This window comes from Archangium violaceum Cb vi76 (assembly GCF_000733295.1).
In the GTDB taxonomy this organism is placed as follows: domain Bacteria; phylum Myxococcota; class Myxococcia; order Myxococcales; family Myxococcaceae; genus Archangium; species Archangium violaceum.
This window is the reverse complement of sequence record NZ_JPMI01000080.1, coordinates 48589-60104: the sequence shown is the minus strand read 5'-3', so window position 1 is coordinate 60104 and position 11516 is coordinate 48589. Positions and strand designations below refer to the sequence as shown.

The window sequence follows — 11516 nt, the reverse complement described above, 5'->3', positions numbered from 1 at the left end:
ACACAGGGCGTCGTGACGAGAACGAGCCGCGACAGCGCACACGATCCGTGCGAAGAGCGGTCGACAGGGAGGGTGTGACGCAATGCGCTTCGATCGACTGCTGTCCAGCGAGGCTCCGCCCGCGACGTTGCTCATCCGGGTGATGGTGGGGGCTGTCTTCCTGTCCGAAGGCATCCAGAAGTTCCTCTACCCGGGGGAATTGGGAGTGGGCCGTTTCACGAAGATCGGCCTGCCGGCGCCCGAGGTGCTGGCGCCCTTCGTCGGGGTGGTGGAGATCATCGGGGGCACGCTGCTGCTGCTCGGCTTGTTGACGCGGCTGGCGGCGGTGCCGCTGATCATCGACATGCTGGTGGCCATCGCCAGCACGAAGGTGCCCATCCTGCTGAGCCGCGGCTTCTGGAGCATGGCGCACGAGTCCAGGACGGACTTCTCCATGCTGCTCGGCTCCATCTTCCTGCTGCTCGTCGGAGCGGGGCCGTGGTCGGTGGACGCGCGGCTGTCGGCGGAAGCGGAGCGGCGCAAGTGAGCGAGCCGGGGGCGCTGCGGGAGCTGGCGCTGCTCTTCCTGCGGCTGGGGACGACGGCCTTCGGCGGCCCGGCGGCGCATATCGCGCTGATGGAGGACGAGGTCGTCCGGCGCCGGAAGTGGCTCACGCGCGAGGAGTTCCTGGATCTGCTCGGAGCCGCCAACCTCATTCCCGGGCCGAACTCGACCGAGCTGGCCATCCACATCGGGCACCGGCGGGCGGGCTGGAGCGGGTTGGTGGTGGCGGGGACGTGCTTCATCCTGCCGGCGTTCCTCATCGTGTTGGCCATCGGCTGGGTGTACACGCGCTACGGACAGCTCCCACGGGTGGGGCATGTGCTGTATGGCGTGAAGCCCGTCATCATCGCCGTGGTGCTGCAGGCCATCTGGGGACTGACGCGCGGGGCGGCGAAGACGAGGCTGCTGGCGGCGGTGGGCGTGGCCTGCGTGGCGCTGGCCTTCCTGGGAGTGAACGAGCTGCTCCTGTTGCTGCTCGCTGGCGGACTGGTGACGCTGTGGCGGTGGGTGGCCCGGCGGGGCGAGGGCGGAGGCACGGCGCCCCCGGCGGTGAAGGCGCTCCTCCCGGGCCTGCCATTGGGCGGAGTGGTGGCGGCGACAGCGGCTCCGGGCTTCAGCCTCGGTGGCCTCTTCCTCTTCTTCCTGAAGGTGGGCTCCATCCTCTACGGCAGCGGCTACGTGCTGCTGGCCTTCCTGCGCGCGGATCTGGTGGAGCGCTGGGGCTGGCTCACCGAGGCGCAATTGCTGGATGCGGTGGCGGTGGGACAGGTGACACCGGGGCCCGTCTTCACCACGGCGACCTTCATCGGCTACGTGTTGGGAGGGGCCTCGGGCGCGGTGGTGGCCACGGTGGGCATCTTCCTGCCCGCGTTCTTCTTCGTCGCGGTGAGCGGGCCGCTGGTGCCCCGCATGCGCCGCTCGTGGGTGGCGGGCGCCTTCCTCGATGGCGTCAACGTGGCCTCCCTGGCGCTGATGGCCACCGTCACCTGGCAGCTCGGGCGCGCGGCCCTGGTGGACGTGTGGACGGTGGGCCTCGCGCTCGTCAGTGCCTTGCTGCTCATCCGCTACCGCGTCAACTCCGCGTGGCTCGTACTGGGTGGCGCGCTGGTGGGGCTGCTGGTGGGCTTTTAGGACCGCCCTGCTCGCCTCGGCTTGAAGGGCTGGTGCGCATGGCTCCGAGGACGAGCTCCCGGAAGAAGCGCGCGCCCTCATCGGCATGGGTGCGCTCGTGCCAGAGCAGGTGCATCTGGAAAGGCGGTGGGGCCACGGGCAGCTCGACAATCCGCAGGGGCAGGTGTTGGGCGAGCGCCTCCGCCACGAGGCGCGGCAGGCCCGCGATCAGGTCGGTGGTCGCGGCGGCCATCGCCGCGGCGGCGAAGCCAGGCACGATCAGCGAGACGGATCGCCGCAGGCCGTGCCGCTGGAAGAACCCCTCGATGAAGCGGTGCCCCAACCCTGGCCCTTCGATGGAGAGCCAGATGTCCACGTGCCCGAGCTCATTGAAGGACTGCTTCGACAGCCGCTTGCCCACCTTGGGGTGATCCCGGCGGACCACCATCACCGCTTCGTCTCGATACAGCTCCACCGCGTGCAGTCCCGGCCCGGCGGCCTCGAGCGGAGCAATGACCGCGTCCACCTGTCCGCTGGCGAGCCCGTCCGTGGCCTCGAGCTGGTCGATGCTGACGATTCGCAGCGTCGCGCGAGGCATCCGCGCCGAGAAGGCGGCGGCGATCCGGGGGACCCTCGCGATCTGGTCATTGTCCGAGCACGCCAGCGTGAACATCCGGTCCGTCTGGGCGGGCACGAAGGGGGCGGCGGATCCTTCCAGAGCCCCCTGCAATTCCCCGAGCGCGGCGCGAAGGCGCGGAGCCAGCTCGATGGCCTTGCGTGTGGGCACCAGGCCGCGCCCATGGCGGACCAGCAGGGGATCTCCCAGCAACCCGCGCAGCCGTCCGAGCGCATTGCTCACAGCCGAGGACGTCACGTGCAGCGACGCCGCGGCCTTCGCCACGCTCTTCTCCTCGAGCACCGTGTGCAGCACGAGGAGCAGGTTCAGGTCGAGAGAGGATAGGTTCATGCGGGTGTACGATATGATCACGAATCATCACTGCAAGTGAATCGGGCCTCCGGCATATGAAGCACTGAGCGGAGGCCAAGAGACATGCGCAAAGTGCTGATCGTGGGGGGAGGCATCGCGGGACCCGTCCTGGGAATGTGGCTCAAACGGCTGGGGATGGAGGTCTCCATCGCCGAGGCCCGTCCGACGGCCGCGGCGGGAGAAGGCGCCTTCCTGGGCGTTGCCCCGAACGGGATGAATGCCCTGGAGCCACTGGGAGTGGCCGGCGCCGTGGCCGCGGCGGGGACGCCGTGTGAAGCGTTCCAGTTCATCAACCGGAAGGGGGATTCCCTCGGAGTCATCGATCGCAGCGGGGACGCGAGCGCGTTCGGCAGACCCCTGACGATGATCCGGCGTGGGCAGTTGAACGCGATCCTCGCGGAGGAGGCCGTTCGGCAGGGCGTGGAGATCCGGTGGGGCCAGCGGCTCGTGGCGGTGGACGAGTCCCACCCGAGCCACGTCATTGCCCGCTTCGAGGATGGCTCCGAGTCATCGGCGGACATCCTCATCGGCTGCGATGGACTGCGCTCCCGGGTGCGCTCACTGCTCCTCCCGGACGCCCCGGCCCCGAGCTTCACGGGGCTTCTTGATTACGGAGGCTTCGCCCAGGGCGTCCAGGTGCCCGTGCCGCCGGGCATCAACCTCATGCTCTTCGGGCGACGGGCATTCTTCGGCGCCTTCGTCACGCCGTCGGGGGAGATCTGGTGGTTCCACAACGGTGCACCCGGGAGCTCGGACCTGGAGACAATCCGAAAGAGTCCAGATCCCACCCGGGAGCGCGAGCGGCTCCTGGAGCTGCATCGGGAGGATCCGCCGTGGGTCGGCGACGTGATTCGTGCCACGCCGCGGCTTCTGGGACCCTGGCCCATCTACGATCTGCACGCGATGCCACGGTGGCACTCGGGCCGGGTCTGCCTGCTGGGAGATGCCGCGCATGCGATGTCCCCGAGTGCGGGACAGGGCGCGGCCCTCGCCATGGAGGATGCGCTGGTGCTGGCCCAATGCCTGCGAGACATCGACGCTCCGGCCAAGGCCTTCGCCGCCTTCGAGAAGGCCCGTCGTCCCCGGGTGGATGCCATCTTCCGCGCCGCGCGCCGGAATGGAAGCGGCAAGGCCGTGAATAGCGCGCTCTCGGAGTGGTTCCGGGATCGGATGCTGCCCTTCTTCCTGCGGCTCGGTGCCTCCGGCCAGTCGAAGATGTACTCGTACCGCCTGGAGTGGGACCAATCACGAGCGTGAACAGTCATGCTCCATGAAAAGCCGGGTTGCTTGACCGGGGAGAGAGGGGTTGTTTCACTCCTCGAGCCATGGAAGCGAAAAAGGTTCGTCTGACCAAGGAGAAGGAGACGTACCTTGCTACGCTGTACGGCAAGGCCCTGGACGCCGCGGTCGAACATCCCATCCTCGGCGACCGGTTCGCCGCGGACGCCGTCGCCCGAATCGACTACGACTTCAAGGAGTTGAAGCTGCCGAAAGGGGGCGAGATCTCGCTACCGATACGGGCCCGGCATTTCGACCAGTGGACGCGAGCGTTCCTCGCCGCCAACCCCGAGTCGACGGTCCTGCACCTCGGCTGCGGGCTCGATACCCGCGTGTATCGAATCAACCCGGGGCCGAAGGTCCGCTGGTTCGACGTCGACTTTCCCGATGTCATCGCCCTGCGCGAGCAGCTCTACCCGGAGCGTAACGGCTATCGCCGGATTGGCTCTTCGGTGACCGAACTCTCCTGGCTCGACACCATCCCAGGAGACACGCCGGTGTTCGTCATCGCCGAGGGCCTGATGATGTACCTGCACGAGAAGGACGGGACGGCGCTGTTCCGGAGGATCACCGAGCAGTTCCCGCGCGGGCAGATCGCCTTCGACGGCTACAACGGGGCGATGGTGCGCATGACTTCCCGCCTCGCGACAGTGCGTGGCGCGAAAGTCGAGCTCGTCTGGGGAGTCAACGATCCGCATGACCTCGAGAAGCAGGTCCCGAAGCTCCACCTCGTCGAGGACATCCCGTTCCTGACCATGCCGGACCTGGTCAGCCGGCTGACCAGGAACTGGTTCTCCAGGACGATGGCCGGGGCCCTGGGCCGGCTACCGTTCTATCGGAACCTGGTCCGGCACCTGCGCTACGAGTTCTAAGCCAGGAGGAGGAAGTCCTGTCAGGGGGAGAGGTTCCGGCCGCGATGGGGAGCAACTGGTCCGACTGTTGGACCAGTTGGAACGCCGCGCGACCGGAAGGCGCCCCGCGCTTTCATGCAAGAACACCCCTGAAAGAACCTACTTCCGCTGGCTTAGGATGTGAGTGATGCCCGGTCAGACGTCTTCACTGCGACTGCCATCCTTCCTGCACGGCACCTTCCGCTCGGTCCAGCAGAAGACAAGGAGGGAGGGGCTACGGTGCAGCGAGCAGCACCGCAAGGACGGCACGTTCCCGGAGCCACAACACCTGTTGGAGGTTCCCCCGGGTGAGGTGGTGCTTGCGCACGAGGTGGTGGATATCCAGCGCGAGCGCCCGGCCTGGCGGCTGTACATGGTGTCGAATCTCATGGGCCATTTGTCCGAAACCTCGTCGGGTGAAGGACTGAATCCATTTCCCATGAGGAATGATTACGAAACACACGTCCGCGAGACGGCCTGGGGCTCGCTGTTCTTCGCGACGACCTACCTGCACCCGATGAGCGCGGAGCGGATGGCGCAGCGCCTACAGGCGGTGTTGCGCTTCTGGGAGCCGCTCCAGGGCGCGCGCTATCTCTTCAAGAAACTGGGGGCGACTCATACCCTGGAAGAACTGATGGCGGCTGCCTGCGGCTGGGCTCTGGACGCATGGAGCCCCGAGAAAGAAGCATCGGTGCAAGTGCGCCTGGAGAAAGCAGCGGAGCGCATGGCGCGGGCAAGCCGGGACGACTGCATCGAGGCCATTCTCAGACAGATGTCCCGAGCGATTTCCTCCGAGCGTGACCTGAAGCACCGGCAGGTGTTGGCCGACCCCACCTTTCAGCGCGAAGGCCTCGCCACACTCGACCCGGTCTCTTTCGAGAGGGTGTCCGGTGCATGTACGGCGGAGTTGCTCGCGCTGTTGTTCGACTGGGACGACAAGATGGGGGTGCATCAGGCATTCACGTTCAGTCGATGGCCTCAACCAGGATGTCCGCGGCACGATTGATGGACTGCTCGCTCCACCGCGAGTCCGCGGAACACAATCCCGACGTGGTGCACCAGAAGACGTGACTCCCACCATCCCATGCGACCGCCCGTGCCCTCAGCGGCGCGGATGGCCTCAGCCGTTCGCCGCCGTGGCACTCGCGCCGAAGCCCCGCGCCACGCGATTCCTGTCCTCCTGGTAGCGCCGCAGCAGCCACTGGCCCGCGGGCCTCGCCACCACCGACGCTCGCAGCTCGGCGATCGCCTTCGGCACCTCCTCCGCCGGCCGCACCGCGTACGGCGAGCCCTCGGCCGCCACCAGCGGGCTGAAGAGCGACGCCGCGGTGATGTCCGCGATCGACAGTGACTCGCCCACCAGGTAGCGCGACGGGTCTCCCTGGGTCTCACGCTCCAGCCTGTCCAGCCCCTCCAGCAGCTTCACCCGCGACTCCTCCACCTTATCAGGCGTCAGCGCGTACTGGCGCCGGATGGCCGTCTTGATGACGGGCAACAGCACCGTGCCCACCAGCCGCAGCGGCAACGGGAACGCGCCGAACATCAGCGGCTTGATATCCGCTCCACTGGCGAAGAGCGTCGCGTACACCCAGCGGCGCACGTGCTTGCCTGCCATCTCGTCGAAGTACGTCTCCAGCTCGAGCACCCGCTCGCGCTCGGGCCCCCCGGCCGGAATCAGCGCCGGCGCCGACGCGTGGGCCCGCTCCAGGTGCAGAGCGATGTCCGTGGAGTCCGTCACCACCGCCCCCCTGTCCACCAGCACGGGAACCGTGCCCCGGCCCCCCTTCGTCAGACGCTTCGTCACGAAGCGATGCGGGCCGGGAATCAGGTTCTCGATGACGTAGGGAATCCCCTTCGCGTCGAGGTTCCAACGGGTCTTCTCGCAGTAGTGCGAGATGGGGAACTGGTACAGCGTGATCTCGGGTCGGGCCATGGACGGGGAGCATGCCGCCTCCAGGGCCCGCGGGTACAGCGGGGCTTGCGCGAAGATGCCCCCCGCGGAGGAGAATGCCCCCCCATGAGAATCCGCGCCTGCCTCGCCCTCGTCGTCCTCGCCACCGCCTGCGGCCGGGAGCCGCCTACCCAGGAGGAGATCGACGACGCGAAGACGCGGGTGGACCTCGCCATCCACGCGGCCAACCAGGCCCGCCTCGCGCTCGAGTTGCTCGGACTCCTCCCCGTCTACACCTGCGGCGAGCCGCGGCGCACCTTCGTGGGCCAGGCCGCCGATGGCATCCACGCCAAGGTGTCCTGTGTCACCGCCTCCGCCGAGGCCCGGGACGAGTCCACGGACGCGGTGGTGCTCTCCTTCGCGGAGGGCGGCTGCTCGGTGAACGGACACACCGTGTCGGGACAGAGCGCCTTCGTCTACCACGGTGGCGAGGACCGGATGGACCTCACCGCCGACCTCAACGGGCTGACGGTGGACGGCAAGGTGCTCCAGGCCACGGTGGGCTACGGCACCTGCGGCGACGAGACGCGCTTCTGGACCACGGCCGCGGGCGCGCTGCCGGGCCGGCCCGGCAACACCTACCGTGTGGACGGGCGGTTGGGCGTGCGCGAGGGCGCCCCCCTCTTCGGGGGCACCACGCTCGTGTTCGACGGGCCGGGCGAGGTCTCCGGGCCCTTGGGCAGGGACCGCGTCACCTTCACCGCCCTGGAGTACGAGGTGGGCGAGTTCCTGCCCAAGAAGGGCCAGGCCCTCATCGAGACGGCCCGGGGACACCGGGTACAGGTGGACTTCAGCGAGGTGCTGTGGCGGGTGGGCAAGGTGGAGGTGGAGATCGACGACAAGGCGCCGGTGACGGTCCCCATCGTCCGCTGAGCCGCGCCCGAGGTAGACTGGGCGGCATGACCGCCCCCGATTCCCGCCCCGCCCCTGGCCTGCTCGCCCGCGCCCTCAAGAAGGTCGGGCAGCTCACCAGCCCGGAAACCCGCTCGGGCAAGGTCTTCACCAAGGCCGAGCGGGGTCTCACCCAGGTGGCCGCCCGCCTCGCCGAGAGCCCCACCTTCCTGCGCGTCAGCGGCGGGCTCATGCGCCGCGGCTTCACCCTGCAGATCCACCGCACTTCACTCATGGAGAAGACGCTGCATTCGCTGCGTGTGCCCACCTCCTCCGAGGTGGACTCCCTGCGGGATCAACTGCGCCGCATGGGGGACCAGGTCGAGGCCCTCGGCTCGCAGCTCGAGCACGTCGTGGAGCTGCTGGAGCGTCAGGAGCAGCCTCCAGCCGCCAGTGCCCCTACCAGCACCGTCTCCCCCACCCTCACCCCTCCGCCCGAGCCCGAGCTCGTTCCCCGCCGCCGCCGGTCCGGCTCGGCCCGGTAGGTTCCCCGCCATGCTCGCCGGCATTCCTCCCCCTGGAGCCCTCCCGTGAATCGGCCCGCCCAAGCCTTCCAGCGGATCCGCTCGTTCGTCTCGTCGCAGGTGGACGTCTCGCGCTCGCTCGCGCAGGCCCTGCAGGACCGCTCCATCAATCCGTACCCCTACCTCAAGCCCATCTTCGAGAAGGCCGCCGGGGTCCGTGAGCCGCCCATCAGCCCCACGCCGCACTCGGTGGTGTACACGCGCGGCAGCATGCGCCTGTTGCGCTACGCCTCGCCCCGGCGCCGCTACCGCACGCCCATCCTCTTCGTCTACTCGCTCATCAACCGCTGGTACATCCTCGACTTCCTGCCCGGCCGCAGCCTCATCGAGTACCTCACCCGCCAGGGCTACGACGTCTACGCCATCGACTGGGGTATCGCCGGCCAGGAGGAGCAGCACCTCACCTGGAGCGAGCTGCTCGGCGGCCACATCCGCACCGCCGTGCGCTGGACACAGCGCGTGAGTGGCAGCGACGACGTGACGCTCTACGGCTACTGCATGGGCGGCACCATGGCGCTCGCCTATACCGCGCTCCACCCCGAGGGCGTGCGCAACCTGGTGGTGCAAGCCACCCCGGTGGACTTCAGCAAGGGCGGTGTCTACTCGCTGTGGACGCAGCCACAGCACTTCGACGTGGACTCACTGGTGGACGCCTACGGCAACGTGCCCACCTACGTGCTGGAGAGCGGCTTCTTCATGGCCGGCCCCGTCCAGCGCATCACCAAGTGGCTCGACCTGTGCCGGCAGATCGACGACCCGGCCTTCGTCACCACCTTCCTCGCGCTGGAGCGCTGGGGCTCGGATGCCGTGCCCTTTCCGGGCGAGGTGTACCGGCAATACATGCGCGACTGCTACCAGCAGAACCTCTTCTGCCAGAACCGCATGGAGGTGGGCGGCGAGCGGGTGGACCTGAGCCGCATCCGCTGCCCCGTGCTCAACATCATCGCGGAGCAGGACAACATCGCCCCGCCGGCCATGAGCGAGCCGCTGCCAGGCCTGCTGGGCACGAAGGACTGCGAGACGATGCACTTCCCGGTGGGCCACATCGGCCTGTCGGCCTCCAGCAAGTCGCCGGTGAAGGTGTGGCCGCGCATCGACGGCTGGATGAGTCAGCGCTCGCGGCCCATGGAGGGAGGGGAATGAACGAAGCACAGGTGCGAGAGGTCCAGGTGCGGTCGCGAGAGGGCGCGGTGCGGCTGCGCGACGGGCGCAGGCTGGCCTACGTCGAGTCCGGGAGCATGGAGGGCATGCCGGTCATCTTCATGCACGGCAATCCGGGCTCGCGCTACATGCGGCACCCGGATGACGAGCTCACCGCCAGCCTGGGCATCCGGCTCATCACCCCGGACCGTCCGGGCTACGGGCACTCGGACTTCAAGAAGGGCCGCACGCTGCTGGACATGCCGGCGGACATCGAGCAACTGGCCAACGAGCTGGGGCTGGGCCGCTTCGCGGTGATGGGCGTGTCCGCGGGAGGCCCCTACGTGGCGGCCTGCGCGTACCGCCTGGGCGAGCGGCTGTCGGGCGCGGCCATCATCTCCGGCTCGGCCCCCTTCAACCGCAGCGACGCCATGGCGGGCGTCAACCGGGACTACCGCGCGGCCTACAGCATGGCCATGTGGCCGGGCTGGCTGCTGGAGCCGGTGATGCGCCTGCATGACCGGAGCGTCCGCCGCAGGCCCGACTCCGCCCTGGTCGCGCTGATGAAGGAGTGCTCGGCGGATGACCGGGCCGTGCTGTCGGACCCCGCCATCTCCAAACAGGTGAAGGGCTTCCGCTTCGAGGCCTCGCGCCAGGGCGTGCAGGGGATGATTCAAGAGGCCCGGCTGCTCACCTCGCCGTGGGGCTTCCCGCTGGAGGACATCCGCATCCCGGTGCACCTCTGGTACTGGGAGGGAGACTCCATCGTGCCGCTGCAGATGGGGCGCTACCTGCACGCGCGCATCCCCCACACCGTGCCCCACTTCCTGCCAGGCGGAGGACACTTCTCCCTCTACTCGAACTGGAAGGACATCCTCACCACACTCCGCTAGCGTCCCGGGCGTGAGCGACGACACTTCCCTGCCCGCGTTCCGCACCGTGCCGCGCACGGGCGTCATCTACGTCACCACCGAGGCCACGCGCCGCGGCTACCGCGCTGGAGACCCCGATTGGTGCAACCTCGGCCAGGGCCAGCCCGAGACGGGTGAGCTGCCCGGCGCCCCGCCGCGCATCGGCAGCGTCACCGTGGACGTGAACGACCTGGAGTACGCCCCCGTGGCCGGCCTCTGGGAAGTGCGCGAGGCCATCGCCTCCCTCTACAACCGGCTCTACCGGCGCGGCATGCCTGGCCAGTACTCCGCCGAGAACGTCTCGCTCTCCGGCGGTGGCCGGGCCGCCCTCACCCGCGCGGCGGCCAGCCTCGGCACCGTCAACCTCGGCCACTTCCTCCCGGACTACACCGCCTACGAGGAGCTGCTGGACGTCTTCAAGGCCTTCACCTCCATCCCCATCCTCCTCGAGGGCGAGCGCGGCTACGCCTTCACCCACGAGGATCTGCGCCGGGAAATCCAGGGCCGTGGCCTCTCCGCCCTGCTCTTCTCCAACCCCTGCAACCCCACCGGCAAGCTGGTGCAGGGCGAGGAGCTGGCGCGCTGGGTGGGCGTCGCCCGGGAGCTGGAGTGCACGCTGCTCATCGACGAGTTCTACTCTCACTACCTCTGGACGGGCCGCCCCGGACAGTTGCCCCTGGAGAGCGCCGCCCGCTACGTGGAGGACGTCAACAAGGACCCCGTCGTCCTCTTCGACGGCTTCACCAAGAACTGGCGCTACCCGGGCTGGCGCATGACGTGGACCCTGGGTCCGCGCCAGGTCATCGACGCGGTGTCCAGCGCGGGCAGCTTCCTCGACGGCGGTGGCAGCCGGCCCCTCCAGCGCGCCGCCATTCCCCTGCTGGACGAGCAGGTGGTGGTGAAGGAGACGCTCGCCATCCACCAGCACTTCCGCGAGAAGCGGGACCGCTTCCACTCGCGCCTGGAGCGGCTGGGCATCCGTACGGACCGCCCGCCGGATGGCACCTTCTACGTCTGGGGCAACGTGGCCGGACTGCCCGCGCCTCTCAATGACGGCATGGGCTTCTTCCGCGCCGCGTTGGACGAGAAGATCATCACCGTGCCCGGGGAATTCTTCGACGTGAACCCCGGCAAGCGGCGCGCCCGCCCCTCGCGCTTCCGCAGCTACGTGCGCCTGTCCTTCGGCCCCTCCATGGAGGTGCTGGACAAGGCCCTGAGCCGCCTGGAAGCCCTGGTCCTCCGCCACACCGGCGGCTGATTCCCTGGGAACGCGGCCCGGCTCCCGGCGCC

The 11516-nt window shown here is 68.7% G+C and carries 12 protein-coding genes; 10 read left to right on the top strand and 2 right to left on the bottom strand.

Annotation, left to right across the window (positions count from 1 at the left end; translation table 11 throughout):
* Positions 1–82: 82 nt before the first annotated feature.
* Positions 83–526: a DoxX family protein gene (locus Q664_RS13545; RefSeq protein WP_043394390.1), complete on the top strand. Its 444-nt coding sequence runs from the start codon at positions 83–85 to the stop codon at positions 524–526.
* Entirely contained in the window at positions 523–1674 is a 1152-nt protein-coding gene (chrA, locus tag Q664_RS13540; protein WP_235216685.1) for a chromate efflux transporter, read from the top strand. Before Q664_RS13545 ends, chrA begins: the two co-directional genes overlap by 4 nt.
* Here the strand turns inward: chrA and Q664_RS13535 are convergent.
* Positions 1616–2620, bottom strand: coding sequence for a LysR family transcriptional regulator (locus Q664_RS13535; RefSeq protein WP_063934694.1), 1005 nt, complete (start codon positions 2618–2620; stop codon positions 1616–1618). The genes chrA and Q664_RS13535 overlap by 59 nt on opposite strands.
* A gap of 84 nt (positions 2621–2704) precedes the next feature.
* Here Q664_RS13535 and Q664_RS13530 point away from each other — a divergent pair, with 84 nt between their 5' ends.
* The 3 genes from Q664_RS13530 (at position 2705) to Q664_RS13520 (ending at position 5815) form a co-directional block, all read left to right on the top strand.
* Positions 2705–3898 (top strand): FAD-dependent oxidoreductase, encoded by a 1194-nt coding sequence (locus Q664_RS13530; protein ID WP_043394386.1) that lies wholly within the window; start codon positions 2705–2707, stop codon positions 3896–3898.
* Between the two features lie 68 nt (positions 3899–3966).
* Positions 3967–4791, top strand: coding sequence for a class I SAM-dependent methyltransferase (locus Q664_RS13525; RefSeq protein WP_043394384.1), 825 nt, complete (start codon positions 3967–3969; stop codon positions 4789–4791).
* A 166-nt stretch (positions 4792–4957) separates the two neighbouring features.
* Positions 4958–5815, top strand: coding sequence for a hypothetical protein (locus Q664_RS13520; protein ID WP_043394382.1), 858 nt, complete (start codon positions 4958–4960; stop codon positions 5813–5815).
* Between the two features lie 114 nt (positions 5816–5929).
* Here Q664_RS13520 and Q664_RS13515 read toward each other — a convergent pair whose 3' ends face one another.
* Positions 5930–6742: a glutathione S-transferase family protein gene (locus Q664_RS13515; protein WP_052518052.1), complete on the bottom strand. Its 813-nt coding sequence runs from the start codon at positions 6740–6742 to the stop codon at positions 5930–5932.
* 84 nt (positions 6743–6826) lie between these two features.
* Between Q664_RS13515 and Q664_RS13510 the strand changes: the two genes are divergently transcribed.
* From Q664_RS13510 to Q664_RS13490, 5 genes are read left to right on the top strand one after another with little or no spacing between them, the layout of a single operon-like run.
* Positions 6827–7633: a hypothetical protein gene (locus Q664_RS13510; RefSeq protein ID WP_043394380.1), complete on the top strand. Its 807-nt coding sequence runs from the start codon at positions 6827–6829 to the stop codon at positions 7631–7633.
* A gap of 26 nt (positions 7634–7659) precedes the next feature.
* Positions 7660–8136, top strand: a complete 477-nt coding sequence (locus Q664_RS13505) for a hypothetical protein (RefSeq protein WP_063934693.1) — start codon at positions 7660–7662, stop codon at positions 8134–8136.
* A gap of 45 nt (positions 8137–8181) precedes the next feature.
* Positions 8182–9318 (top strand): alpha/beta fold hydrolase, encoded by a 1137-nt coding sequence (locus Q664_RS13500; protein WP_043394378.1) that lies wholly within the window; start codon positions 8182–8184, stop codon positions 9316–9318.
* Positions 9315–10208, top strand: coding sequence for an alpha/beta fold hydrolase (locus tag Q664_RS13495; RefSeq protein WP_043394376.1), 894 nt, complete (start codon positions 9315–9317; stop codon positions 10206–10208). The genes Q664_RS13500 and Q664_RS13495 overlap by 4 nt, the downstream gene beginning before the upstream one ends.
* A gap of 10 nt (positions 10209–10218) precedes the next feature.
* Entirely contained in the window at positions 10219–11484 is a 1266-nt protein-coding gene (locus tag Q664_RS13490) for a pyridoxal phosphate-dependent aminotransferase (protein WP_043394374.1), read from the top strand.
* Positions 11485–11516: the final 32 nt, after the last annotated feature.